Origin of the sequence: Pseudomonas sp. KBN10P06128, from assembly GCF_037574945.1 — a bacterium.
GTDB lineage: Bacteria > Pseudomonadota > Gammaproteobacteria > Pseudomonadales > Pseudomonadaceae > Pseudomonas > Pseudomonas aeruginosa.
This window is the reverse complement of sequence record NZ_JBBELR010000001.1, coordinates 3611289-3637988: the sequence shown is the minus strand read 5'-3', so window position 1 is coordinate 3637988 and position 26700 is coordinate 3611289. Positions and strand designations below refer to the sequence as shown.

Genomic DNA, 26700 nt, shown 5'->3' with positions numbered 1-26700 from the left:
GGGATAGCCATGAGTGCGTCAGAAGACCTGCAATCCGCTGTGCAACCGGCCGCGAGCGAAGCGCTCGAAGGATTCCCGCTGTCCCCCTTGCAGACCCGCGCCTGGCGCCGTCATGCCGAGCGGCCGGAAAATACCGTTGTCGGCGTGCGCCTGCACGCCCCGGCCGATCCCGCGGCGACGCTGGAGCGGCTGCGCCGGGCGCTGGACGGCGAGGCGCAACTGCGCGTGGCTTACCGGACGATGCCGGGCATGAGCCTGCCGGTGCAGGTACTGGATGGACGCGCGGCCGATCTGCTGGTCGAGCGCCTGCCGGGAGACGGCGACTGGGCCGGGCGCTTCGCGCGCGAAAGCGCACGTCTCGCCGCTGCGCCCCTGGGCGGGGAAGGCCAGCCGGTGCTGGCGCTCGGCCTGCTGCTGGACGCCGCCGGAGAGACGCTCCAGGGGCTGTTGCTGGCGGCGCCGGCGTTCGTCGTCGATGCGGCCAGCCTGGCGGCGCTGCTGCGCCGCGGCCTGGGGCAGGCCGGCCCGGCGAGCGTGGACGAGGGGGCCGAGGCGCTGCTGTTCCAGCATTTCTCCGAATGGGCCAACGAGGCGCTGGCCGGCGAAGACGGCGAAAGCGCCAGCGGCTACTGGCGCGAGCAGGCGGCCGCTGCGGCGGAGAATCCGCTGGCGCTGGCGGACGACCTGGGCGAAGGCGAGTGGACGGCGCGGCGCCTGCTGCCGCGCGCGCTGCTCGAAGGCCTGGCCGCCAACGGCTTGCCGGAGGCGGCCGCCCTGCTGGCCTGGACCCAGGTCGCCGGGCAGTTCCAGGGCGACGAGGGACTGCCGCTGGAAATGGCGCGACTGGTCTCGGGGCGCCTGTTCAACGAGTTCGCCGAGCTGGCCGGACCGTTCGCCGGGGTCGCGCCGCTGTGCCTGGAGAATGTCCGCGCGGGCAGCGTCGGCGAGCGGCTCGACGCCCTCCAGGCGGCGATCCTCGCCCAGGAGGAGGCGGCGGCCCTGCGCGATCCCTTTGCCCCCGACTGGCCGCTCGCCGAGTTGGGCTTCGCCTGGCTGGCGGGCGAACTGGATGGCGCCGGGGTGGCCGAGCTGGATTGCCGGCAGCCGCCGCTAGGCGGGTTCCTCGAGTTGCAGGTGCTGCCCCACGGCGAAGGCCGGCTGGCAAGCCTGCGGGTCCGCCGCGACCATGACGGAACGCTGGCCGGGCGCTTGCTCGACGCCTGGGTCGAATGCCTGGAAAGCATCGCCGCCGACAGGCAACTGCCACTGGCCGGGCTGCCGTTGATCGGCGCGGCCGAGCGCGAGCGCTACCAGGCCTGGCAGGGCGAGCGCGTGGAGCCCGCGCCGGTGGAATCCCTGGTGGCCGCGTTCGATCTGCGCGCCGCCCTGCAGCCGCAGGCGCCGGCGTTGCTGGATGCCCACGGCAGCCTGGATTTCGCCACGCTGCGCGCGCGCAGCGAAGCGGTCGCCGAAGCGCTGCTGGCTGCCGGCGTGCGGCCCGGCCAGGCGGTGGCGGTGATGACCGGGCGCAACCGCGAGGCGATCGTCGCCCTGCTCGGGGTGATGCGCGCGGCGGCGGTGTACACCCCGGTCAATCCGGAGTTTCCGGCGGCGCGGGTGGAGCGGATGCGCGAAGCGGGCGGGATCGTCTTCGCCCTTGCCGATGCCGAGTGCGCCGGGCGCGCCCGCGAGGCCTTCGCCGGGGCCTGCCTGGACCTGTCGACGCTGCCGCTTGCCGGCAGCGGCATGAGCCTGCCGGCGCCGGGCGGGCGCGATGCGGCCTACATGATCTTCACCTCGGGCACCAGCGGTCAGCCCAAAGGCGTGGTGGTCGAGCACGCCAGCGCGCTCAACCTGTCCCAGGCCCTGGCGCGCACGGTATACGCGAACGTGGTGGGCGAGGGCCTGCGGGTGACGGTCAACGCGCCGTTCTCCTTCGATTCCTCGATCAAGCAGATTCTCCAGTTGCTCTCCGGCCATTGCCTGGTCCTGGTGCCGCAGGAGGTGCGCAGCGATCCGCAGCGGATGCTGGGGTTCCTCGAAGAACGGCGCATCGACGTGCTCGACTGCACCCCGTCGCTGTTCCGCCTGCTGCTCCAGGCCGGCCTCGACGATGCCCACCCGGCGCTGCCCGGGCGCATCCTGGTAGGGGGCGAGCGCTTCGACGAAGCGTCCTGGGAGGTCGCCGCCGGCTGGCGCCGCTGCCAGGTGTTCAATCTCTACGGTCCTACCGAAGCCACGGTGAACGCCAGCCTGGCGCGGGTCGCCGAGCATGCGCGGCCGACCATCGGCCGCGCCCTGGCCAACGTCGACCTGCATGTGGTCGATGGCCTCGGTCGTCGCAAGACCCGTGGCGCCAGCGGCGAACTGTGGATCGGCGGCGCCGGGGTGGCGCGCGGCTATGCCGGCGACGCCGGCGAGGCGGCCGGGCGCTTCCTCGAGGAGGGCTGGCCGGGCAGCGGCCGCCTGTACCGCAGCGGCGACCTGGTGCGCTGGCGCGCCGACGGTTGCCTGGAGTTCCTCGGGCGGATCGACGAACAGGTGAAGATCAACGGCTACCGCATCGAACTGGGCGAGATCCGCAGCGCGTTGCTGGAACACCCGGCAGTGGGCGAGGCGGCGGTACTCACCGACGAGGCCGATGCGGCCGAGCCGGGCACGGATCGCCGGATCGTCGCCTTCGTCACCGCCGCCGGGGAGACCGCGGACGAGTCCTGGCTGGAAGTCGACCTGCCCAGCGGGCACCGGGTCGCCGGACTGAACCTCAACGAAACCGAGTACGTCTACCAGGAAATCTTCGTCGACGAGGTCTACAGCCGCGACGGCATCGTCCTGCCGCCGGACGCGGTGGTCCTCGACGTCGGTGCCAACATCGGCCTGTTCTCGTTGTACATCGCCAGCCGCGCGCCGCGCGCGCGAGTGGTCGCCTTCGAGCCGCTGGCGCCGATCCGCCGGCGCCTGGAGGCCAACCTCGGACGCTACGCACCGCAGGTCGAGGTATTCGGCATCGGCCTGTCCGACGCCGAGCGCGAGGAAACCTTCACCTACTATCCGGGCTACTCGACCTTCTCCGGGATCGCCGAGTACGCCGACGCCAGCGGCGAACGCGACGTCATCCGACGCTACCTGAGCAACCAGGGCGAGGAGGGCGGGGCCAACCTGCTGCTGGACAACATCGACGAAATCCTCGATGACCGCCTGCGCGCCGAAGCCCACCGCTGCCGCCTGCGCCGCCTCGACCAGGTGATCGGCGAACTGGGCCTGGAGCGTATCGACCTGCTGAAGATCGACGTGCAGCGCGCGGAAATGGATGTGCTGCTCGGTCTCGACGATGCGGCGCTGGCCAAGGTCCGGCAGATCGTCCTGGAGGTCCATGACAAGCGCGACGGTGCCACCGCCGGCCGCGCCGATGCCTTGAGCGACCTGCTGCGCCGCCATGGCTTCGAGGTGAGCATCCGTCAGGACGCGCTGCTGGAGGGTACCGACCGTTACAACTGCTACGCGGTGCGCCCGGGCTATGCCGAGTCGCTGGCCGAGCGCATCGACTGGCGTGCGCTCGCGCCGCGCCCCGCCGCGGCCCTTGGCGGCGAGCTGAGCGAGCAGGCCCTGCGTGGCTTCCTCGAGGCGCGCCTGCCGGCCTACATGCTGCCGAGCCGGATCGCCCGGGTCGAACGCCTGCCGCTGACCGCCGAAGGCAAGCTCGACCGTCGCGCGCTGTTGGCGGCGCTGGCCGCCGAGGCGGCCGCGCAGCCCCTGGAAGCGCCGGCCAATGCCACCGAGGCGGCCCTCCTGGATATCTGGAAGAGCGTGCTGAAACGCCCGGCGATCGGCGTCAGCGACAACTTCTTCCAGGTCGGCGGCGACTCCATCCGCCTGATCCAGATGCAGGTCATGGCGCGCCAGGCCGGGCTTGCCTTTACCCTGCGCGACGTGTTCAACCACCAGAGCATCCGCGAACTGGCGCGCCTGCTGGCCGCTCCGGCGAACCCGGCGGATGCGGCCGCGACCTCGGCGCCGCGGGCGCTGGAGCCGTTCGCCCTGTTGTCGGCGGCGGAACGCAAGCGCCTGCCGGAGGGGCTCGACGACGCCTATCCGATGACCAGCCTGCAACAGGGCATGCTCCTGCAAAGCGAGGCCAGCGGCGATCCACGGCTGTTGCACAACGTCGTCCTGCACGAGGTGCATGGACGCCTCGACGGCGAGTTGCTGGCGCGCGCCTGGGCGATCCTGATCGGCCGCCACGCGATCCTGCGTACCGGCTTCGACCTGCACGGCGGCCAGGCGCCCTTGCAATGGGTCCACCCGGCCACGGCGGTCGCCGCCGAAGTGCCGGTGCAAGACCTGCGCGGCCTCGATGAGGAAGCCCGGCGCCTGCGCCTGCGTGCCTGGATCGAGGAAGAGCAGGCCACCCCGTTCGACTGGAGCCGCCCACCGCTGGTGCGCCTCGCCGCGCTGGCGCTGGACGAGCGGCGCTTCGCCCTGGGCGTCGCCGAACACCATAGCGTGCTGGACGGCTGGAGCCTGCAAAGCCTGGTGGACGAGCTGCTGGCGGTCTACGCCGACCTCCTCGCCGGTGTCGTCGCGCGGGAAGCGGAAGCGCCCGCGGTAGGTTTCCGCGACTACGTGGCGCTGGAGCGCGAGGCCGAGGCCAACGCCGGCTCGGCGCTGTTCTGGCTCGACTACCTGGCCGGCGCCCGTTACCGGCCGTTGCCCGGCCTGGCGGAGGAGGGGCCCCGGCGCATGGCGGCGGTCCGCGTGGACGTGCCGGCCGACAGCCTGCCGCGCTTGCGCGCCCTGGCCGAACGCAGCGGCCTGCCCTTGCGTTCGTTGCTGCTGGCGGCGCATGGCCGGGCGTTGTGCCGCTTCAGCGATGCCGACGAAGTGGTCAGCGGCTTCGTCAGCCACGGGCGCCCCGAGGAGCCGGGAGCGGACCGCCTGCTCGGCCTGTTCCTGAATACCCTGCCGTGCCGGCTGTCGGCTTCCGTCGATCTGCTCGACAGCGCCCGTCGCGCATTCGACTACGAGCGCGCGAGCCTGGAGCATCGGCGCCATCCGCTGGCGGCGATTCGCAGGCGCAACCGCGAGTTGCGCCTGGACAGCCTGTTCAACTTCGTCGATTTCCACCAGGACGACGCCGCGCCGGCGGCGGGAGTAAGGCACGGCGGCCTCCTCGACCAGGTGGTGGTGGACGTCGACGTGCCGCTGGCGGTGGACTTCGAGGTGGCCGGCGAACGCCTCGAGGTGGGCTTCCAGTACGCCGCCGGACGTTTCCCCGCCGAGCGCGCCGAGGCATTGGCCGACGCCTACCGCGAGGCGTTGCTGGCGTTGCTCGAGGACCCGGCGCAGCCGCCCGCGGCGGTCCAGGCCGAGGACAGCGTGGAGCTGCGGCGGGTGCTCAAGGTGTTGTCCCGGGTGCTCGGCCGGCCGCTGGCGGCCGACCAGGGCTTCGCCAGCGCCGGCGGGCATTCGCTGTTGGGCGTGCAGGCGATCGCCGAATTGCGCCGGCTGACCGGCAGGCAACTGAGCCTGGGGCTGTTGCAGGGCGATCCGGATGCCCGCGAAGTGGTGCGCCGCTGCCATGCCGCCGACGCGCCGCCGTTGCCGCCTGCCACCGAGCGCGCCCGGGCCCTGTGGTTGCAGCGCAGCGGGAGCGCGCAGCCGCGCCTGCGCCTGATCGCGCTGCCGCCCGCGGGCGGCAACGCCGGCACTTTCCGCGGTTGGGACGCGCGCCTGCCGGCGGACGTGGAGCTGCTGGCGATCCAGTATCCGGGGCGCCAGGAACGCCAGGACGAGCCGTTCGTCACCGATGTAGAGGCCATGCTCTGTGCCATCGACGACGCGCTCCTGCCATTGCTCGACCGTCCGTTCGCCCTGGTCGGCGCCAGCCTCGGCGGCATGCTCGCCTACGAACTGGCGGCACGCCTGGAAAGCCTGCACGGTCTGCGCGCCAGGCAGTTGTTCGTGATCAGCAGCCGCGCTCCGGGGCCGGACCTGGAATACCCGCGCTTCCATGCGATGGGCGACGCCGAGTTGCTGCGAACCCTGCGCGAGTACGACGTGCTGCCGCTGGAAGTGCTCGACGACCCGGAGCTGCGCGAGATCAGCCTGGCCACCCTGCGCGCCGATTCGCGCCTGGCCGCCGACTATCGCTACCGGCCGCGCGAGCCGTTGGCGATACCGATCACCGCGATCCTCGGCGAGCAGGACCCGGGCGTCTCCAGGGCGGCCATCGACGGCTGGCGGCGGCACGCCAGCCGCTACGAGCTGGAGACCCTGGCCGGCGGTCACGGCCTGGTGGTGACGGCGGCGGAGGAGGTCTGCGCGATCCTGCGGCAGCGCCTGGCGCCCGATGTGCCTGGCGGCGTGCCGGCGAACCTGGCAACCTGAACCGCCGGCCCCTGCCGCCCGCCTGGCGGCAGGGGCCGGTGCCGTCCGTCTTCATTCGAGGTTGCCCATGGTTCTGCGCGAATACACCCAACGCCACCGGCTCGACGCCGTCGCCCCGGCCGACTACCACCGCCACCTGCCGGAGCAGGTCGCGCGCGGCCTGCCTTCCGCCGAGCTGGTGGTGTTCCGCGTCGCCGACGAGCATTCCGACACCGCGGCGTTCAGCGCACGCTACGGCTTTGGCCTGGAGGACTGCGCCAATACCCTGGTCCTGCGTTACAAGCGCGACGGCGCCGAAGGCTATGCCGCGGTGGTCAACCTGGGCTCGCGGCGGCTCGACGTGAACGGCGCGGTCAAGGCGTTGCTCGGGGCCCGCCGGCTGTCCTTCGCCGCCCGCGAGGTCGCCACCGAGCTGACCGGCATGCAGTTCGGCGGCATCACCGCGTTCGGCTTGCCCGAAGGCATGCCGCTGCTGGTCGACGCGGCGGTCTTCGAACGGCCGTTGGTGGTGATGGGCGCCGGGGTCCGCGAGACCAAGCTGCTGCTGTCCCCGGCACTGCTGAAAGACCTTCCCGGAGTGGTGGTCGCCGAACTCAGCGAAGCCGGTTGAACCCGGCGCGGAGCATCGCCGCCGCGACTCTGCCAATTGTGGTAGGTGAAGCCTTCCGCCGTCTCTGCAACCATGCCCCCGCCCTGATCGCGACAAACGCCGGAATGCCCTGCGGTAGACGTTCGCGCCTGTGTTTCGAGGCGTTCGCGGCGGCCAAGGCGGCGGTTCGTCGGACAGCCCCTCCGGATGCATTTCCTACCTTCATCCGAGGAGCGGTAAATGATCAGGATCGACTTTTCCCAGTTGCACCAGGCCCGCGAAGATGCCGCGGCGGCCATGCCGAGCATCGCCGGCAAGAAGATTCTCATGGGCTTCTGGCACAACTGGCCGGCCGGCGCCGCCGACGGCTACCAGCAGGGCTCGTTCGCCAACATCGCGCTGGAAGACGTGCCGAGCGAGTACAACGTGGTCGCCGTGGCCTTCATGAAAGGGCGCGGCATCCCGACCTTCCAGCCATACAACCTGTCCGATGCGGAGTTTCGCCGGCAGGTCGGCGTGCTCAACGCCCAGGGCCGCGCGGTGCTGATCTCGCTGGGGGGCGCCGACGCGCACATCGAGCTGCACGCCGGGCAGGAGCAGGCGCTGGCCGCCGAGATCGTCCGCCTGGTGGAAACCTACGGTTTCGACGGCCTGGACATCGACCTCGAGCAGAGCGCCATCGACCTGGCCGACAACCAGCGGGTGCTGCCGGCGGCCCTCAAGCTGGTGCGCGAGCACTACGCCGGGCAGGGCAAGCACTTCATCGTCAGCATGGCCCCGGAGTTCCCCTATCTGCACAAGAACGGCAAGTACGTGCCTTATCTGCAGGCCCTGGAAGGTGTCTACGACTTCATCGCGCCGCAGTACTACAACCAGGGCGGCGACGGCCTGTGGGTCCAGGAGGCGAACGGCGGCAAGGGCGCCTGGATCGCGCAGAACAACGACGCGATGAAAGAAGACTTCCTCTACTACCTCACCGAGAGCCTGGCCACCGGCAGCCGCGACTTCGTGCGGATCCCGGCGCAGCGCCTGGCCATCGGCCTGCCGAGCAACGTCGATGCGGCGGCTACCGGCTACGTGATCGATCCCGCCGCGGTGAGCAACGCGTTTCGCCGCCTGGAAGCCGCCGGTCATGCGATCAAGGGCCTGATGACCTGGTCGGTGAACTGGGACGATGGCCTGAACAAGCGCGGCGAGCGCTACAACTGGGAGTTCCGCAAGCGCTACGCCAGCCTGATCCATGACGGCGAGGGCGGCGACCAGCGCCCGGCGGCGCCGCAGGGCCTGCGTCTGCTGGAGCGCGGCGAGACCAGCCTGGTGCTGGCCTGGAACGCCTCCAGCGGGCAGCGTCCGATCGATTACTACAGCCTCTATCGCGACGGCGCCATGGTTGGCCAGAGCGCCGCGCTGGGTTCCACCGACAGCGGCCTGACGGCGGACACCCGCTACAGCTATTTCGTCACCGCCACCGATACCCAGGGCAACCAGTCGCTGCCCAGCGAAGGCCTGGAGGTCAGCACCAGCGGCGGGGCGGTGGATCCGCAATTCCCGCAGTGGCGGGAGAACCAGGCCTACCGGGTCGACGATGGGGTGACCTACGAGGGGCTGCGCTATCTCTGCCTGCAGGCGCACACCTCCAACAGCGGCTGGACGCCGCCGGTAGCCTTCACCCTCTGGCGGCCGCTGCGCTGAGGGGGCGGGCCGGTCCGCGCCGCGGGCCGGCCCTTTGGCCGGCGAGAACCACGCACGGGGCGGTGGCCTATCCATATGCGTTTTCGGTATTTCCGCTTGATCGTTCATGGCGTTTACCATCACAGCATAACTTGTTATAACAAGTGTCCGAGCCACTCCGACGAGCGAATCCGACCATGGGCAAACTGCTCCCGCTTTCTCCCGTGCCGCTGTACAGCCAGCTCAAGGAGCTGCTGCGCGGGCGCATCCTCGACGGCGTCTACCCGCCGCTCAGCCGCATGCCTTCGGAGAACGAGCTGGGCAAGGCCTTCGACGTCAGCCGCATCACCGTGCGCCAGGCGCTTGGCGACCTGCAGAAGGAAGGGCTGATCTTCAAGATCCACGGCAAGGGCACCTTCGTCGCTCGGCCGAAGGCATTCCAGAACGTCAGCACCCTGCAAGGCCTGGGCGAGTCCATGACGCAGATGGGCTACGAGGTCATCAACCGCCTGCACGGCCTGCGCTACGTGCCGGCCGGCGCGCAGGTGGCCGAGCGCCTGCGGGTGGAAGAGGGCAGCCCTGTGTGCGAGATCAAGCGGGTGCGCCTGGTCAACCGCGAGCCGGTTTCGCTGGAAGTCACCTACCTGCCGCAGGCGCTCGGCGAGCGCCTGGAGAAGGCCGACCTGGTGACCCGCGACATCTTCCTGATCCTCGAGAACGATTGCGGCATTCCCCTCGGCCATGCCGACCTGGCCATCGACGCGGTGCTCGCCGATGCCGACCTGACCCGCGCCCTGGCGGTCGAGGAGGGCGCGCCGATCATGCGCATCGAGCGCCTGACCCATGCCGCCGACGGCGCGCCGCTGGACTTCGAATACCTCTACTACCGCGGCGACGCTTTCCAGTATCGCCTGCGCATCGATCGGCAGAAGGGAGAGCGGGCATGAACACCCTGGAGCAGGAATACGACATCGTGGTGATCGGCGGCGGCACCGCCGGGCCGATGGCGGCGATCAAGGCCAAGGAACACGACCGCGAACTGCGCGTGCTGCTGGTGGACAAGGCCAACGTCAAGCGCAGCGGCGCCATCAGCATGGGCATGGACGGGCTGAACAACGCCATCGTCCCCGGCCACGCCACGGCCGAGCAGTACACCCGGGAAATCACCGTGGCCAACGACGGCATCGTCAACCAGGCGGCGGTCTACGACTATGCCAGCCACAGCTTCGAGACCCTGCGGCAACTGGATCGCTGGGGCGTCAGGTTCGAAAAGGACGAGACCGGCGACTATGCGGTGAAGAAGGTCCACCACATGGGCGCCTATGTGCTGCCGATGCCGGAAGGGCACGACATCAAGAAGGTGCTCTACCGCCAGCTCAAGCGTGCGCGGATCCCCATCGCCAACCGCCTGGTCTGCACCCGCCTGCTCACCGATGCCGAGGGCGCGGTGAACGGCGTACTCGGTTTCGACTGCCGCAGCGGCGACTTCCATGTGATCCGCGCCAAGGCGGTGATCCTTTGCTGCGGCGCGGCGGGCCGCCTGGGCCTGCCGTCCTCGGGCTACCTGATGGGTACCTACGAGAACCCGACCAACGCCGGCGACGGCTACGCCATGGCCTATCATGCCGGCGCCGAGCTGGCCAACCTGGAATGCTTCCAGATCAACCCGCTGATCAAGGACTACAACGGCCCGGCCTGTGCCTACGTCACCGGCCCGCTGGGCGGCTATACCGCCAACGCCAGGGGTGAACGCTTCATCGAATGCGACTACTGGAGCGGGCAGATGATGTGGGAGTTCCACCAGGAACTCGAAGGCGGCAACGGCCCGGTGTTCCTCAAGCTCGACCACCTGGCGGAGGAAACCATCCAGACCATCGAGGACATCCTCCATGGCAACGAACGCCCCAGTCGCGGGCAGTTCCACGCCGGGCGCGGCACCGACTACCGCCAGCAGATGGTCGAGATGCACATTTCCGAGATCGGCTTCTGCTCCGGCCACTCGGCCTCCGGCGTGTGGGTCAACGAGAAGGCCGAGACCAGCGTGAAGGGCCTCTACGCCGCCGGCGACATGGCTGCGGTGCCGCACAACTACATGCTCGGCGCCTTCACCTATGGCTGGTTCGCCGGGTGCAACGCCGCCGAATACGTCGCCGGGCGCGCCTTCAGCGCGGTCGACCGCGCCCAGGTCGAGCGCGAGCGTGCGCGGATCGAGGCGCCGCTGCTGCGCGAGCACGGCCTGCCGGCGGCGCAGGTGGAGTACAAGCTGCGCCGGCTGGTCAACGACTACCTGCAACCGCCCAAGGTGACCCGCAAGATGGAATTGGGCCTGCAACGCATCCAGGCCATCGCCGAGGACCTGGAGCGGATCAAGGCGGACAACCCCCACGAGCTGATGCGCGCCCTGGAGGTCAGCGCGATCCGCGACTGCGCGGAGATGGCCGCGCGCGCCTCGCTGTTCCGCACCGAGAGCCGCTGGGGCCTGTACCACCATCGGGTGGACTATCCGCGGCGCGACGACGAGGCCTGGTTCTGCCACGCGCACCTGAAGAAGGACGAACAGGGGCGCATGGCCAGCTTCAGGAAACCGGTCGAACCCTACCTGTTCGCCATCGACGAGGACGAACAGCAGGCCTACCAGCGCCTGCGGCTGAGGAACGACGCCGCCTAGGCCCCGCGCCCCGGCGTAGTACCGCTAGACACCGAGCCCGCCGCCACGAAAGCGGGCCAGATCGAACCACGAGGACCGCGTGCCATGGCCTACCGACCCCAGGACATCTTCTTCCGCAGCAGCGCCCCGGTGACCATCGACGAAGACCGCTGCATCGCCGACAAGGGCTGCACCGTCTGCGTCGAGGTCTGCCCGATGGACCTGCTGGCCATCGATCCGACGACCCGCAAGGCCTACATGGCCTACGACGAGTGCTGGTACTGCATGCCTTGCGAAAAGGACTGCCCGACCGGCGCGGTGAAGGTGGAGATTCCCTACCTGCTGCGCTGACGCCCGCTCCCGGCAAGCGAGGCACAACCCGCCATCCGGCCACTCCCGGACGCCACCCTGAAACACCCCTCGTTTCCCTCCACCGTCCGGGTGGCGGAGACGATTCCCATGACCCTGATTCGAGGGGAAACCCCATGCGACTGCGTGCAATCCTGGCCAGCCTGGCGCTGGACTTCCCGCGCCCTCGCGACACCCGGCTGGTGACCAGCGCCGACTTCGTGCGCCTGAAACGCCACTGCCTGGAACTGCTCGACCACGACGACGGCCGCCAGTGGCCGCGCCTGACCCCGCTCGGCTTGCCGCCGGGCATCACCCCGGACCGACTGCGGATCGCCATATGACCTGTGAAAACGCCACCCTGCCCGAAATCCTCGAACTGTCGCCGCGCCTGGAGGACGCCGACCCCGGCGTACGCCGCCTGGCGCTGATCGAACTGGCCGACCTGGAGCTGCCGGAGGCGCTGCCGTTGCTGGTTGCGGCCCTGCGCGGCGATCCCGACCCCGGCGTGCGCGGCGAGGCCGCGCGCCTGCTGGAGGCCTGGGAGGAAGACGCGGTGGTCGATGCGCTCTGCGCGGCCCTGGCCGATCCGCTGCCGGCGGTGGCCGAGGCCGCCGCGCAGAGCCTTGGCGAACTCAAGGAACCGGCCGCCGGGCGGCGCCTGCTGCCGTGGCTCGAGCATGCCGATTCCTTCGTCCGTGCCAGCGTATTGCGTGCGTTGCGCGAACTGCGCCTGGAGGAAAGCGCCGCACCGGCCCTAGCCGCCCTCGGCGACCCGCAGGCGGCGGTGCGCCGCGAGGCGGTGGCGGTGCTCGGCTGGCTCCGCCACCAGCCGGCCCTGGCCGAACTGGCCAGGCTGGCCAGCGCCGACGCCGACCCGGAGGTGCGCCGGGCGGCCACCGGCGCCCTCGGCCTGAGCCGCGAGGCGGCGGTGCTGCCGGCGCTCTGCGCGGCGCTGGAGGACGCCCAATGGCAGGTTCGCGAAGAGGCGGCGACGACCCTTGGCAAGCTGGGCCGGGAGGAGGCCGGCGAGCCGCTGCTGAAAGCACTGGCGGACGACTACTGGCAGGTCCGCCTGCGCGCCGCGCGGGCGCTCGGGCGCTTGCGCCACCGGCCGGCGCGGGAGGCGCTGGAAGCGTTGCTCGGCCATCCCATCGGCAACCTGCGCAAGGAGGCCGCCCTGGCCCTCGGCGAACTGGCGGACCCGGCCTCGGCCCAGGCCTTGCGGGTCGCCGAAGGCGACGGCGATCCCGAGGTGCGCAAGGCGGTGCGCATCGCCCTGGCGCAACTGCGGGTGCCGGCATGACCCAGCCGCCGCTGCGCCTGCGCAATGCCGCCAGGGACGGCTGGCTGATTCTCGAATGGGCGGACGGCGCGGTCAGCCGGATCGACCATGCCCGCTTGCGCGCCGCCTGTCCCTGTGCGCAATGCCGGGCGCAGCGCCTGCGCGGACGGATCGACGCGGCGGAGCAGGGCGTGCGCCTGCGCGATATCCGCCTGCAGGGCTACGGCGTGCAGTTGCTGTTCGACGATGGTCACGAGCGCGGTATCTACCCCTGGTCCTATCTGCGCGACGAACTCTGAGCGGAGGATTGTTTCGCTATCGGAAACAACGTGAAGCGCGCTCATGGGTATCAGGTTGTTTCCGCGCTCCGCGATCTTCCCCGTGACCGCTCTGCGCCTCGGTCGTCCGGAGCGAGAGCGCCAGGGCTTGGCTTCGTTGTCGTTTACGTAACAGTGTTTTCCAGCCTGAAACGTTTCAGCTTTGCCCGCAAAGTCCTTATCATTCGCAAATTAACCATTGTTCTGCTTGGCTCAGATCATGAGCCCTCTTCATATACCCTTGTTCCTGGCAAGGGTATCGAGGGAGTAGAGCGGTCGCTGCATGCGGCCAGTCGACCATTCGCAACGAGGAAGCGTTCGCGTGAAATCCCATCTTCTCCGTCCGGCCCTGCGCCCCGTGGCGGGCAGCCTGCTGTCCGCCTCCCTGCTGTGCAACGCGGCGCACGCCGCCGAGGCGTTCTCGCCGAACTCGAAATGGATGCTCGGCGATTGGGGCGGCAAGCGCACCGAGCTGCTGGAGAAGGGCTACGACTTCAAGCTGGAGTACGTCGGCGAGGCGGCGGCCAACCTCGACGGCGGCTATGACGACGACAAGACCGGGCGCTACACCGACCAGTTCGCCCTGGGCGTGCACATGGACTTGGAGAAGATCCTCGGCTGGAAGGCCGCCGAGTTCCAGTTCACCGTCACCGAGCGCAACGGCAAGAACCTTTCCAACGACCGCATCGGCGACCCGCGTGCCGGGCACATCAGCTCGGTGCAGGAGGTCTGGGGCCGCGGGCAGACCTGGCGGCTGACCCAGCTGTGGCTCAAGCAGCAGTACTTCGACGGCGCGCTGGACGTGAAATTCGGCCGTTTCGGCGAGGGCGAGGACTTCAACAGCTTCCCCTGCGATTTCCAGAACCTGGCCTTCTGCGGCTCGCAGGTGGGCAACTGGGCGGGGAGCATCTGGTACAACTGGCCGGTCAGCCAGTGGGCGTTGCGGGTGAAGTACAACTTCGCGCCGGACTGGTACGTGCAGGTCGGCGCCTACGAGCAGAACCCGTCGAACCTGGAGACCGGCAACGGCTTCAAGATGAGCGGCAGCGGGACCAAGGGCGCGCTGCTGCCGGTGGAGCTGATCTGGCAGCCGAAGGTCGGCGCCGAGCAACTGCCGGGCGAGTACCGGCTGGGCTACTACTACAGCACGGCGAAGGCCGATGACGTCTACGACGACGTCGACGGCCAGCCGCAGGGGCTGACCGGCAACGACTTCAAGTCGCGCGGCAGCAAGCATGGCTGGTGGGTGGTGGCGCAGCAGCAGGTCACTTCGCACAACGGCGATGCTTCGCGCGGGTTGAGCCTGTTCGCCAACCTGACGGTCCACGACAAGGCGACCAACGTGGTGGACAACTACCAGCAGCTCGGGGTGGTCTACAAGGGTCCGTTCGATGCGCGGCCGAAGGACGACATCGGCCTGGGCATCGCGCGCATCCACGTCAACGACGATGTGAAGAAGCGCCAGCGCCTGGTGAACCAGGTGAACGGCATCGACGATTACGACAACCCGCTGTACCAGCCGCTGCAGGACACCGAGTACAACGCCGAGCTGTACTACGGGGTGCATGTGACCGACTGGCTGACGGTGCGGCCGAACCTGCAATACATCAAGCAGCCGGGCGGGGTCGACGAGGTCGACAACGCGCTGGTGGCGGGGATCAAGATCCAGACGGTGTTCTAGGCTGTTGCTTCGGACAACCGCGATTCGGTCATGGCCAGCGGCCATTTCTTCAGCGCCGCCCAACGCGGCGCGGCGGGCTGAACAGCCCGGCGTGCAGAACGTAATAGGAGAGTAAGCAATGCCTGTCATCAACCCCGAAGGGAGTACCGGACGATGAGCGAAGGTAACCGCAGTCGATCGCGCCTGCTGCCGAGCCTGCTCGGCCTGTTGATCCTGCTGTCCGGCCTGGCGCTGCTGGCCGGCGGCATCAAGCTGGCGAGCCTGGGCGGCTCGCTGTACTACCTGCTGGCCGGCATCGGCCTGGCCCTGAGCGGGCTATTGCTGCTGCTGGGCAAGCGTGCGGCGCTAGGCCTGTACGCTCTGGTGCTGTTCGCCAGCACCGTCTGGGCGCTGTGGGAAGTCGGCCTGGACTGGTGGCAACTGGTGCCGCGCCTGGCTCTGTGGTTCGTCTTCGGCCTGCTGCTCTGGCTTCCCTGGTTCCGCCGCCCGCTGCTGGCCGATGGTCCGGCTCCGCTGGGCACCGCGGCGCTGGGCGTGGCGGTGGTCCTGGCCGGCGCCGCCGCGGTGGGCAGCCAGTTCACCAATCCGGGGCAGATCGTCGGTCGCATCGACCGCGACAGCGGCATGACCAGCACCGCCCCGGCGATGCCGGACGGCGACTGGCAGGCCTACGGCCGCACCGAGTTCGGCGACCGCTACTCGCCGTTGAAGCAGATCACCCCGGCCAACGTCGGCCAGCTCGAGGAAGCCTGGCGCATCCGTACCGGCGACCTGCCGACCGCCGACGACCCGCTGGAACTGACCAACGAGAACACCCCGCTGAAGGTCAACGGCATGCTCTACGCCTGCACCGCGCACAGCAAGGTGCTGGCCCTCGACCCGGACACCGGCGCGGAAATCTGGCGCTTCGATCCGCAGATCCAGAGCCCGGTAGGCTTCAAGGGCTTCGCCCACATGACTTGCCGTGGCGTCTCCTACTACGACGAAGAGCAGTACGCCAGGAGCGATGTCGGCGCGCCGCCGGCCGCGCTCTCCGAGGCCGGCAAGGCGGTCGCCGCCAGTTGTCCGCGGCGCCTGTTCCTGCCCACCGCCGACGCCCGCCTGATCGCGATCAACGCCGACAACGGCAAGGTCTGCGAGGACTTCGGGGTCAAGGGCGCGGTCGACCTGACGGCCGGCATCGGTCCGTTCACCCCGGGCGGCTACTACTCCACCTCGCCGGCGGCGGTCACCCGCAACCTGGTGATCATCGGCGGCCACGTCACCGACAACGAGTCGACCAACGAGCCGTCCGGGGTGATCCGCGCCTTCGACGTGCACGACGGCAAGCTGGTGTGGAACTGGGACAGCGGCAACCCGGACGAGACCGAGCCCCTGGCCCCCGGCAAGTTCTATACCCGCAACTCGCCGAACATGTGGTCGCTGGCCAGCGTCGACGAGAAGCTCGGCCAGGTCTACCTGCCGCTGGGCAACCAGATGCCCGACCAGTGGGGCGGCAACCGCACCCCCGGCGCCGAGAAGTTCAGCGCCGGCCTGGTGGCCCTCGACCTGAACACCGGCAAGCTGCGCTGGAACTACCAGTTCACCCACCACGACCTGTGGGATATGGACGTCGGCAGCCAGCCGACCCTGCTCGACCTGAAGACCGCCGATGGCGTCAAGCCGGCGCTGATCGCGCCGACCAAGCAGGGCAGCCTGTACGTGCTGGACCGCCGCGACGGCACGCCGATCGTGCCGATCCGCGAAGTGCCGGCGCCGCAGGGCGCGGTGGAGGGCGACCATACCGCGCCGACCCAGGCGCGTTCCGACCTCAACCTGCTGCGCCCGCCGCTGACCGAGCGCGACATGTGGGGCAGCAGCCCGTTCGACCAGATGCTCTGCCGCATCCAGTTCCGCTCGCTGCGCTACGAGGGCCAGTACACCCCGCCGTCGGAGCAGGGCAGCCTGATCTATCCGGGCAACGTCGGGGTGTTCAACTGGGGCGGGGTGTCGGTCGACCCGGTGCGCCAGATCCTCTTCACCAGCCCCAACTACATGGCCTTCGTCTCGCAGATGGTGCCGCGCGACAAGGTGCCCAGCGGAAGCAAGCGCGAGGGCGAGACCAGCGGCGTGCAGCCGAACACCGGCGCGCCCTACGCGGTGATCATGCATCCGTTCATGTCGCCCATCGGCCTGCCGTGCCAGGCGCCGTCCTGGGGTGACGTGGCGGGTATCGACCTGACCACCGCCAAGGTCGTCTGGCAGCACAAGAACGGCACCAGCCGCGACAACACCCCGGTGCCGATCGGCCTCACCGTCGGCGTACCGAGCATGGGCGGCTCGATCACCACCGCCGGCGGCGTGGCCTTCCTCAGCGGCACGCTCGACCAGTACCTGCGCGCCTACGACGTGAAGGACGGCAAGCAGCTCTGGCAGGCGCGCCTGCCGGCCGGCGGCCAGGCCACGCCGATGAGCTACACCGGCAAGGACGGTCGCCAGTACGTGCTGATCGTCGCTGGCGGACACGGCTCCTTCGGCACCCGCATGGGCGACTACATCATCGCCTACGCCCTGCCCAGGCAATGACCCGTCCACCGGGAGCCCACAGCCGGCTCCCGGCCTTCCGGGCTTCGGCCCGGAAGGGGCTTTGCCAAGGGGAGGCGCGTTCCCGCCCTTGGCAAAGCCCCTTCGATACCTTGCGATCCGCGGAACCCTGCATGCCGTCCCGACCCCGTCCCAGCTTCGTCTCCCACCTGTTGCCCGGCTCCCTCGCGCTCTGCGGCCTGGCCATCGCCTGCGCCGTCCAGGGCGAGGAGCGACGCAGCCTCGAACCCATGGTGGTGACCGGCAGCTACAACCCCAGCGACACCTTCGACCTGCCGTTCTCGGTGGATAGCATCGAGCGCCGGCAGATCGCCGACGGCCAGCTCGGCATCAACCTCTCCGAAGTCCTGCCGCGGGTACCCGGCCTGGTGGTGCAGAACCGCCAGAACTACGCCCAGGACCTGCAAATCTCCTCGCGCGGCTACGGCGCCCGCTCGGCCTTCGGTATCCGCGGGCTGAAGCTGCTCGCCGACGGCATCCCGGCCAGCACGCCGGATGGCCAGGGCCAGGCCGCGACCCTCAACCTCGACGTCGCCGAGCGCATCGAGGTACTGCGCGGGCCGGCCTCGACGATCTACGGCAGCAACGCCGGCGGGGTGATCCAGATGTTCTCCCGCGACGGCCAGGGCGCCCCGCGGGTCGGCGCGGAAACCACCGTCGGCAGCGATGGCCTGAGCCGCAACCACCTGTACACGGAAGGCGAGGGCGACGGGGTCGGTTTCCTGGTGGATGCTTCGCGGATGGACACCGACGGCTACCGCGACCACAGCGCCGCGCGCCGCGACCAGACCTTCGCCAAGCTCAACTTCAGGCCCGACGCCGACAGCCGCCTGGCGCTGATCTACAGCAGCCTGGAGCAGAACGACACTGAAGATCCGCTGGGGCAGACCTGGGACGCCTACAAGCACGACCCGCGCTCCGTCACCGCCAACGCCGAGCTGTACGACACGCGCAAGAGCATCGACCACCAGCAGGCCGGGATGAACTACGAGCGCTACTTCGGCGAGGCGACCTTGCAGGTCAACGCCTACGTGGGCAAGCGCAGTGTCGTGCAGTACCTGTCGATCCCCAGGGGGGTGGTCTCCAACAGTCAGCGTGGCGGCGGCGTGGTGGACTTCGACCGCGACTTCCACGGTGGCACCGTGCGCTGGCTGCAACCGGTACGCCAGGCGCCGGGCGAGCTGAACCTGACCGTCGGCCTCGACTACGACCAGAGCCGCGACGACCGTCGCGGCTACCAGAACTTCAACGGCGACCAGCTCGGCGTGAAGGGCGAGTTGCGCCGCGACGAGGTGGACACCGCCACCAGCCTCGATCCCTACCTGCAGGCGAGCTGGGCCATCGACGCCTGGACCCTGCAGGCCGGGGTGCGCCACAGCACCATGAAGATGGAGGTCGACGACCGCTACTTGAGCAACGGCGATGCCAGCGGCTCGCGGCGCTACCGGAAGAACACCCCATCGTTCTCGGTGATGTACGCCTTCACCCCCGACCTGCACGGCTACCTCAGCGCCGGCAAGGGCTTCGAGACCCCGACCCAGGCGGAGATGGCCTATGCGCCGGTGGCGGCGAACGCGCCGGACGTCTTCAACTTCGGCCTCAAGCCGGCCACCAGCAGCCAGTACGAAGCCGGGCTGAAGGCGCGCCTGTGGGGCAATACGCGGGTCAACGCGGCGATCTTCCAGATCCGCACCGAGGACGAGATCGTCGTCGCCAGCTCCCTCGGCGGTCGCACCAGCTACCAGAACGCCGGCAAGACCCTGCGCCGCGGCTTCGAACTGGGCGTGGAGAGCGAACTGAGCGAGCACTGGAACGCCAACCTGGCCTATACCCGGCTATCCGCCACCTACGATTCGGATTTCGAGGCCGGCGGCAAGACCATCGGCAAGGGCAAGCACCTGCCGGGCGTGCCGGCAAGCAGCCTGTTCGGCGAACTGGTATGGAAGCCCGTGGAGGGCATCAGCATGGGCTGGGAAGGCATGTACCGCAGCCAGGTCTACGTCGAGGACAGCAACAGCGAAAAGGCCGCGCCGAGCTATGCGGTATTCAACTGGCGCACCCGCTTCGAACAGCGCCTGGGGGCCTGGACCTTCCACCAGCTGGTGCGCCTGGACAACCTGTTCGACCGCCAGTACGTCGGCTCGGTCATCGTCGGCGACGGCAACCGGCGTTACTACGAAGCGGCCCCCGGGCTGTCCTGGTACGCGGGAGCCGGGGTCGAATACCAGTTCTGAAGTGCCGGGCGCGCTTGTTCGAGCTACCCGGCCAGCCCTTGTCAGTGTCGTCAATTCCGATTACTGTATGAATGTACAGTAATCGGAAATCGCCTGCCTGCGCGACAAGGAGCACCGATCATGAGCCACAACCTTGCCGAACTGCCGCTGTCCCGACGCCGCGCCCTGGAGCGCGAGAAACAGGCCTGCCTGCGCCTCCACCTGTCCCGCAATCGTGCCAGCGAACGCCTGGAGCGCGCCGTGCGCGACGAAGTCGAGCGCCTGCTGGGTGCCCGCGAACGCCAGGGGGCCGGCTGGCCGGAGTGGGTCAGCGCGGAGCTCTGCGTGGCGGACGACCCGCTCTTCGTGCGCAAGGTGGTGGCGCGCCTGAAAGCCGCGGTGGACTGGCAACGCCAGCGCGCAGCCTGAGCGTTGCTCGCTTCAGGCCCCGCTGCCGTCGCTCCCGGGCGCGCGATGATGTTGCAGGGCGCGCTGGCGATGGCCGGCGAGGATGTACCGGTAGATCAGTCGTGCGAGTGGCTCCAGTTCCATTTTCTGGCCGTTCAGCGCGGCGCCGCAGAGTGCCAGCTTGACCCGCTTGCCGCCGGCCACCGCACGGGCTTCGGGGCGGGCGAAAGCCCGCGGGTCGAAACGGGCATGGCTGTCGAAGCGCGGTGCCGTGCAATCGAAGGTGGTCGCGAAGGTGAGTTCCAACCAGCGCCCGCGCTCGATCTCCAGCGACTGGAAGGTGTACATCGGCACCTGCGGCGCGTTGGCGAAGGCGATGCTCTCCGGCGTCAGGGTGAGCGCGACCTGGCCGTGGCGCCGGTAGAGGAACACGCCCGCCAGGCAGGCGTACAGGCCGCCGCCCAGCAGCAGCGCGGCTGGCAGCCAGAACAGCCATTGGCCACTGGCCAGGCGCCAGGCGTGGGGCAGCGAAGCGAGCCAGAGACCGGTGGCGCCAGCCACCAGGCCAGCGAGCAGGGCAACGCAGGCGGTGCCCCGCGAGACCTCGCGGATCTCGCAGCGGGCTTCCAGCGGCGGCAGTTCGTCGAGGGTTTCGTCAGTTTCTTGCATGGGGATTCTCACAGGTCTTGCCGAGCAGGTCGGCGCTGAGCGCTCGGCTCAACGCCAGGGGGGCGCCGAACCAGACGCTCAGTGCCTGGCTCGGCGGTCGTGTCGGAACGGCCCGGCCGGCGGTCCCGGCCCAGGTGCGTTCGAAGCTCTCTCCCAGCGCCGTGCAGCGCAGGCCCAGCGGAGGGTGGGTATCCTGCGGATGGACCTGGAGTCCCTCCGCCCCGGGGTCCGGTGCTTCCAGGCCGGACTGGCCCAGGTAGACGTGGATGGCGTCCACCAGGTTGTCCGGCGCGCGCGCCGGAGCGAGCAGGCAGTGTTCGAGGAACGCCCGTATCGGCGCGCCGGCCGCCGCGCTGCGCAGCAGGGCCGAGGCCATCGCCGGCGCACCGGCCAGTTGTGCGGCGCGGCGGTCGGCGGCGAATTCGCGCAGGCGGCTCCAGTGGTTCACGGCGAGGCCGAAACGTTCGAGGAAGTACCCGGCCAACAGTCGCGCCGGTTCCAGTGCCGCACGTTCGAAGACGTTGGCTTCCTGCTCCTCGATGGCGGCCAGTTGGCTCGCGGCGCCCTGGTAGATCGGCAGGAAGCGCAGGCTGTAATGGGCGTCGCGGCCGGCGAAGTGGGCCAGTTCGTGAGCGATGACTGCACTCAGTTCGGCGCGGTCCAGCAGGCTCAGCAACGGTAGCGAGAGGTACAGGCTACGTCCTTCCAGATGCTCGCCGGAAGGTTGCAGGCAGACGCGGTTGGCGGTCACGTAGAAGCCGTCGCAGAGGCCCACCAACAGGTGCTGCGGGGCTGGCGTATCGAGGCGCGCCGCCAGCTCGCGCAGCAGCGTCCAGAGTTCCGGTGCATCCTCTTCGCCCAGCCGGCGGCCGATGACATCCAGGGCCGGCGCCGGGCGCAGGCGCAAGCGGCCGATCTTCGCCAGCATCTGCACCGCCGACGCCAGCAGACCGAGCAGGATCAGCGCCACGCTCAGCTGGGTGCGTCCTTCGCTGACCGGAACCTGGCCGACCCGCCATAGCCCGAGGATCTCGAACGTTCCGGCACAGGCCAGGGCCAGGGCGAGCAGGCCGATCTGGGCGAGGAGCAGGCAGGGCAGCAGGCGTCGGCCCAGCTCGAACCACAGGAGCAGGCAGCGACGCGAGCGCAGTGCGCTGCGTGCGGCGCCGGCGATGCCGGCCAGGGAGACGGCTCCCAGTACGGCGACCAGCGCCGCCAGGCAGGCTCCGCTATCGGCGAGGACGGCGGCGAAGTGATTCAGGCGCTGTGCGCTTCGTGTGTCGGCGAGTTGCTCGTCGAGCCGCGCCAGGGCCAGGTCGCGCACATAGGCCCGGCCGTCCACCCGGACGCTGGCCCTCGGCGGCAGCGCCCGCGCTTCGGCGAGCGCGCGCTCGACCCGCTGCTGCGCGGCGCCCAGTCGCTCGGCCTGCTGCTCGGCGCGCCAGGACTGCCAGGCGCCGAGCCCCGCCAGCAGCGCTGGAACCAGCACCAGGCAAAGCAGCAGCCTTCGCGGATGGACCGCGCCCTTCACTCAGCCCTGGCTGCGCAGTTGTTGCAGGTAGCGCTGGGCGTGGGCGGCCTGGATGTAGGCGTCGAGGATCGCCGCCATGTCGTCGCAGTCCAGCTTCTTGCCATCGCTCTGCAGGCCGGCCGACATGATGGTGATGCGCGGGTCCTTGCCTTTGAAGGCCATGGCCTGGGAGGCGAACACCTGGCGTACGGCGCGATGGGTCGGCAGCGGCGTTTCGGGCCGCAGGTGGAGGGTCTGGGTGGTTTGCAGCATGTCGGCCTTGACGCTGAAATCGATGACGTCGGCCAGCTCGACCGGAGCCGACAGGCTGTCGGCCCAGAGCTGGGTACGGGTCAGGCGCATGAAGGGGGTCTTGCCGGAGTTGCGATGCTGGTAGCCGAGGAACAGCCCGAACAGGCCGAGCAGCAAGCCGACGACGCCGACCCCCGGCTTGCCCTGGGAGAACCACATGCCGGTCATGATGAAGGGCACGATGCTCAGCAGCGGACCCAGCACCACGTACTTGCGGGTATTGGTGAACTCGGTGGCCGGCGGTACGTTGGCAATCACCCGCTCCAGGTGGGCGATGACCTCGGCGGTCTTCGCCTGGTTCAGCTCTTCGTGTTCGGCACCGAGGGTTTCGGCGAGGTTGGAGACGAGGTCCCGGGGTTCCTGGTTGCTCATGGAAATATCCTTGGAGTTGGGAGTGAAGAGGAAGCACTGGGCGGGATCTCGCCCAGTTGGCGGAGCCGGGCCTGGGCGCGGGCGATGTCCAGGTAGAGGTCGATGACCTCCGCGGCTTCCAGTAGTGACAGGTTGCGACCGTTGAGGCGCCAGCCGGGGGACAGCAGGCGAACCTGTGGGCCGTCCCGGCATTCGCTGACGGCACGCGCGGCGAACGGGTCGAGCGGGCGCGTGGATGGCGCCGGTAGTGCCTTGCCGTGCAGTTCGAGGACTATCGCGGAGAACCAGACTCCGTCCTCCAGGCGCAGGTCGGCGACCTCCAGCAGGTCCAGCGGCGCCGACAGGCTGCGGGCGCGCAGGCGCCCCTGGCCGAGGACGAGGAACGGCGCGTTCCTGGCGTTGCGCTGCAGGCAGGCCAGGCACATGAGGAGGGCGGCCGCCGCCAGCAGGCACAGCGCCGCCGCCTCATGCCCGGGACCGGGGTGGTCGCGCAAGGTCCAGGCGCCGCCAAGCAGCAGCAGGCCGAGCAGGGCGGACAGCGGCGCCGCGCCACGGGCGGCGCCGATGCTTATCCGGTTGGGAACGCTGGCGACGAAGCGCCGCAACCGCGTGGCTTCGTCGTCCCTTGCCCCGGCGGGGCAGGGTGCTTGCGCGCCCGGCGGGATCATCGGCTTTCCCCGTGGCCTGCATCGAGCAGGCGGTTGAGCCACTGCGTGTCGTCGGCGCTGACGATGCGCCTTGCCTGTCGCAGCAGGTCGTCGTCGAGCGCCAGGGAAAGGTCCGCGATCCGCTGGTAGGTCGGCGGGTGGCTGTCGAAGGGGTGTTCCAGGCGGCGCGCGCTGTCCTGTTCGTCCAGTTCCAGGGAGTTCCCGCGCAGATGGTCGGTCAGCGCATGCACCAGGTTGCGCGTCTGCGGGCTGGCCAGCAGGCGTTCGATCAGTCCTGCCAGGGCGCAGGTGCGTAGCAGCGCGATGGCGAAGACCCGCGCGCCGGCTACCCGCGCCCCGACCTTGTCGGCGGCCAGTTCCTGGTGGCGATTCCAGTGCAGGTAGGCGCGCTCGAAGCGTTCGAGGAAGTACAGCGCGGCCCACAGGCCCGGCTTGCCGAGCAGGCCGACACGCCCATCCTCGGGTGCGGCGATGCGTTCGATGCGCAGGCGCACCTGCCGCTGCAGGAGCGACAGGGAGGCGCCGTGGGCGGTGTCGCCGGCGGCGAAGTGGCCCAGTTCGTGGCCGATGATCGCGGCGCTTTCGGCCTCGCTCATGACCGTGGCGTAGGTCAGCGGGATGTACAGGGTACGCCCCTCCAGCGGAATGCCGCGGGGCGCCAGCAGGACCTTGGCCTGGGTGACGAAGTAGCAGTGCTCGATGCCGGTGACGACATGGTCCGGTAGCGGCGCTCCGGCGCGGTCGGCGATCTGTCCCAGCCATTGCCAGAGGCCGGGCGCGGCGACGCGGTCGAGTTCGCGGCCGAGCAGGTGGAGCACCGGTTCCTCCAGCGGCAGCAGTTCGCCGCGCAGGCGCCGCAGCATGAGCAGGCCGCCGAGGAACAGCAGCCACAGCGGCAGTGAGAAGAGCAGGGCGACGAAACCGTGACTGTGCCAGTGGCTGTAGCTCCACAGCGCTTCGTAGAGCAACTGGCTGGCCAGGGCGGCGACCAGCAGGCCGGCGTGCAACGGGACCAGTCGACCGAGGCGCCGCCAGGCCGGCGCGAGGTGGCCGAGCAGGTAGGCTTGCGAGCGCATCGAGCGGCGCCCGTCGTATTCCAGTCTCGCCAGCAAGGCGGCCGCGACCAGCGCCGACGCCAGCGCACAGAGCTTGCCGAAAGCGGCCAGCCAGCCACGCAGGGCCAGCCAAGGATGGTCGCGGCGGATGGCCTCGGCGTCTTCGGCGAACTGGTGAAGATGACCTTCGACGCCATAGGCCGGGCGGAACAGGTGACGGGGAATGGCGCCGGCGGCGTCCGGGTCGTTGCGCGCCGAGGCGCTCCAGTCGCGCATGAACTGTTCGTCGCGCAGGGTCGAGTCGACCCGGAAGGCCTGCACGGCGGACCAGGCGTAGAGCGCCAGGGGAATCAGGAAGAGGAACGCGAGCAGCCTTACCCGCAGCGTATCGTGGCTCATCCGCGTTTATTTCTGCTCGAGGTAGTCGGTCAGGAATGCCTGGGGCTCGCCTGCGGACGACAGCGACTCGCTATAGGCGACCTGCCGCGTCTGCTGTTCGCCGGGCAGGTAGAGCTCGCCCCAGCCGTCGCGCACGATCAGGATCACATACTTGCTGCCGTTCAGTTCGGTGGAGTAGCGACTGTCCCTGGCGCTCTTTTCCACCTTTACCTTGTGGATCAGGCGGTCCCAGTCGTGGTCCAGTCCTTCGACCTGCAACAGCGCTTCGCCGGCCGCCGCTTCGCCGATACGCAGGGTCCAGACCTTGAGCCCCTGCTGGCCCTGGTAGGCCACCACCTTGTCGGCGACTGGCGGCCGCGCCTCTTCGGCCTGCGCCGTGCAGGATCCCCAGGCCAGCGCGCCCATCAGCAGCGCCGCAGTCCACTTTGCTATCATTCTCGCCCCCTTTGGCAACGCGATGTAAAAGGGGCGCATCTATTAATACAGGCTCGGACCATGAACAACCGAGGCGGCCGCCGCTCACAGGAAAAGCGTCGTCGCCCACAGGTTCGGTTCGATCAGCGCACGGAACCATCCTGGAAAGCCGCTGCCTGAACCGGTTCAGATGGTTGCGTCCCACCGATACCTACGCCATGGAAAGCTGGAATCCCTACCACGACACGGAGCTTTATTTCGACGCTCCTTCGCCCCTGTGCCAGTCGCAGATCCTCGACGCGCGCGAAATGCTCGGCAGCGCCACCGGTCACTACCAGGCGCGGACGGTGCGCCCGTCGATGCAGTATTTCGATTGCGACCTGAGCTTCACCGAGCCGCTGCGAACCCACAAGGTGCTGCCGGAAGGCCTGTGCATCGTGCAGATGTTCGACGGCCAGTGGCGGCACAGCGTCGACGGCGGCGAGCCTTATCTCTACAACCTGGGCGGTCCTTCGGTGCTCGGCACCGGCGAGCCGATGGAGGCCTTCGATATCCTGCCGGCGGGCAGCCGCGTGCGCCTGGGCGGGCTGCGGATCGCCGCCAGCTATCTGGAAGAGGAACTGGAAACCGGCGATGGCGCCCTGCGGCCGCTGGCGCGGCTGAAGGGCGACGGCGCGAGCTTCACCCAGTTGTCCCGTTGCGGCGCCATCACCGCCCTGTTCGAGCGCCTCTACCAGAATCCATACCGCGGCGCCCTCGGACGCCTGCACGAAGAGAGCCTGACCCTGGGCCTGCTGGTGGAGCTGGCCGCCTACCTGGGCGGCGCGGACCTTCGTCGCGCGCGCACCCCACGCGCCCAGCGCGACCTGGCCCACGAAGCGCGCCGCCTGCTGGAGGCGAACCTCGGTGAGCCGCCTGCCAGCCTCGAACTGGCGCGCCAACTGGGGGTCGGCGAAACCACCTTGCGGCGGATTTTCAAGAACGAGTTCGGTCGCTCGATGTTGCAGTACGTCCGCGACCGGCGTCTCGAGATCGGCCGGCAGATGGTCCGCGAGGGTCGCTGGCAGATCGCGCAGATCGCCTACCGCCTGGGCTACTCCAGTCCGGAAAACTTCACCCATGCCTACCGCGCGCGCTTCGGCCATCCGCCGGGGCGCGAGTGAGGCGGACGC

Annotated in this window: 19 protein-coding genes and 1 pseudogene; 14 read left to right on the top strand and 6 right to left on the bottom strand. The window is 69.5% G+C overall.

Annotated features, from left to right (window positions below):
- Positions 1 to 9: 9 nt before the first annotated feature.
- The 13 genes and pseudogenes from VQ065_RS17195 (at position 10) to VQ065_RS17135 (ending at position 20150) form a co-directional block, all read left to right on the top strand.
- Positions 10 to 6387: a non-ribosomal peptide synthetase gene (locus tag VQ065_RS17195; RefSeq protein ID WP_014603824.1), complete on the top strand. Its 6378-nt coding sequence runs from the start codon at positions 10 to 12 to the stop codon at positions 6385 to 6387.
- A gap of 67 nt (positions 6388 to 6454) precedes the next feature.
- Entirely contained in the window at positions 6455 to 6997 is a 543-nt protein-coding gene (locus VQ065_RS17190) for a YbaK/EbsC family protein (protein WP_003089366.1), read from the top strand.
- Between the two features lie 219 nt (positions 6998 to 7216).
- Positions 7217 to 8668, top strand: coding sequence for a carbohydrate-binding protein (locus VQ065_RS17185; RefSeq protein WP_003089363.1), 1452 nt, complete (start codon positions 7217 to 7219; stop codon positions 8666 to 8668).
- A 176-nt stretch (positions 8669 to 8844) separates the two neighbouring features.
- Positions 8845 to 9594, top strand: coding sequence for a GntR family transcriptional regulator (locus VQ065_RS17180; protein WP_003089358.1), 750 nt, complete (start codon positions 8845 to 8847; stop codon positions 9592 to 9594).
- On the top strand, positions 9591 to 11315 hold the full coding sequence (locus tag VQ065_RS17175; RefSeq protein ID WP_003089356.1) for a fumarate reductase/succinate dehydrogenase flavoprotein subunit: 1725 nt from the start codon (positions 9591 to 9593) through the stop codon (positions 11313 to 11315). The genes VQ065_RS17180 and VQ065_RS17175 overlap by 4 nt, the downstream gene beginning before the upstream one ends.
- A gap of 84 nt (positions 11316 to 11399) precedes the next feature.
- Positions 11400 to 11645 carry a 4Fe-4S dicluster domain-containing protein gene (locus VQ065_RS17170; RefSeq protein ID WP_003089354.1) on the top strand — a complete coding sequence of 82 codons (246 nt, stop codon included), beginning with the start codon at positions 11400 to 11402 and terminating at the stop codon, positions 11643 to 11645.
- 149 nt (positions 11646 to 11794) lie between these two features.
- Positions 11795 to 11986 (top strand): annotated as a pseudogene (locus tag VQ065_RS17165) (ABC transporter ATP-binding protein); the annotation flags it as partial.
- A complete protein-coding gene (locus VQ065_RS17160; protein ID WP_014603823.1) occupies positions 11983 to 12948 on the top strand; it encodes a HEAT repeat domain-containing protein in 966 nt (321 codons plus the stop codon). The pseudogene VQ065_RS17165 and the gene VQ065_RS17160, both read left to right, overlap by 4 nt.
- Positions 12945 to 13226, top strand: coding sequence for a DUF971 domain-containing protein (locus VQ065_RS17155; protein WP_003117826.1), 282 nt, complete (start codon positions 12945 to 12947; stop codon positions 13224 to 13226). The genes VQ065_RS17160 and VQ065_RS17155 overlap by 4 nt, the downstream gene beginning before the upstream one ends.
- A gap of 301 nt (positions 13227 to 13527) precedes the next feature.
- Positions 13528 to 14925 carry a carbohydrate porin OprB gene (gene oprB / locus VQ065_RS17150; protein ID WP_198037222.1) on the top strand — a complete coding sequence of 466 codons (1398 nt, stop codon included), beginning with the start codon at positions 13528 to 13530 and terminating at the stop codon, positions 14923 to 14925.
- Between the two features lie 153 nt (positions 14926 to 15078).
- Complete coding sequence (locus VQ065_RS17145; RefSeq protein WP_003089344.1) at positions 15079 to 17490, top strand: glucose/quinate/shikimate family membrane-bound PQQ-dependent dehydrogenase; 2412 nt, start codon at positions 15079 to 15081, stop codon at positions 17488 to 17490.
- A 131-nt stretch (positions 17491 to 17621) separates the two neighbouring features.
- Entirely contained in the window at positions 17622 to 19742 is a 2121-nt protein-coding gene (locus tag VQ065_RS17140) for a TonB-dependent receptor family protein (protein WP_003089339.1), read from the top strand.
- Positions 19743 to 19862: 120 nt separating this feature from the next.
- Complete coding sequence (locus VQ065_RS17135) at positions 19863 to 20150, top strand: hypothetical protein (protein WP_003089338.1); 288 nt, start codon at positions 19863 to 19865, stop codon at positions 20148 to 20150.
- Positions 20151 to 20162: 12 nt separating this feature from the next.
- Here VQ065_RS17135 and VQ065_RS17130 read toward each other — a convergent pair whose 3' ends face one another.
- The 6 genes from VQ065_RS17130 to VQ065_RS17105 are packed head-to-tail and all read right to left on the bottom strand — an operon-like array spanning position 20163 to position 25549.
- Positions 20163 to 20798 carry a hypothetical protein gene (locus VQ065_RS17130; protein WP_003089334.1) on the bottom strand — a complete coding sequence of 212 codons (636 nt, stop codon included), beginning with the start codon at positions 20796 to 20798 and terminating at the stop codon, positions 20163 to 20165.
- On the bottom strand, positions 20785 to 22329 hold the full coding sequence (locus VQ065_RS17125) for a M48 family metallopeptidase (protein ID WP_014603819.1): 1545 nt from the start codon (positions 22327 to 22329) through the stop codon (positions 20785 to 20787). Before VQ065_RS17125 ends, VQ065_RS17130 begins: the two co-directional genes overlap by 14 nt.
- Positions 22330 to 22992 (bottom strand): hypothetical protein, encoded by a 663-nt coding sequence (locus VQ065_RS17120; RefSeq protein ID WP_003089328.1) that lies wholly within the window; start codon positions 22990 to 22992, stop codon positions 22330 to 22332.
- Positions 22989 to 23660 carry a hypothetical protein gene (locus tag VQ065_RS17115; protein ID WP_014603818.1) on the bottom strand — a complete coding sequence of 224 codons (672 nt, stop codon included), beginning with the start codon at positions 23658 to 23660 and terminating at the stop codon, positions 22989 to 22991. Before VQ065_RS17115 ends, VQ065_RS17120 begins: the two co-directional genes overlap by 4 nt.
- A complete protein-coding gene (locus tag VQ065_RS17110; RefSeq protein ID WP_003089325.1) occupies positions 23657 to 25114 on the bottom strand; it encodes a M48 family metalloprotease in 1458 nt (485 codons plus the stop codon). The genes VQ065_RS17115 and VQ065_RS17110 overlap by 4 nt, the downstream gene beginning before the upstream one ends.
- Before the next feature lie 6 nt (positions 25115 to 25120).
- Positions 25121 to 25549, bottom strand: a complete 429-nt coding sequence (locus tag VQ065_RS17105; protein ID WP_003089323.1) for a hypothetical protein — start codon at positions 25547 to 25549, stop codon at positions 25121 to 25123.
- Positions 25550 to 25836: 287 nt separating this feature from the next.
- Here VQ065_RS17105 and VQ065_RS17100 point away from each other — a divergent pair, with 287 nt between their 5' ends.
- Positions 25837 to 26691: a helix-turn-helix transcriptional regulator gene (locus VQ065_RS17100; RefSeq protein ID WP_003122741.1), complete on the top strand. Its 855-nt coding sequence runs from the start codon at positions 25837 to 25839 to the stop codon at positions 26689 to 26691.
- The last annotated feature ends 9 nt before the right edge of the window (positions 26692 to 26700 follow it).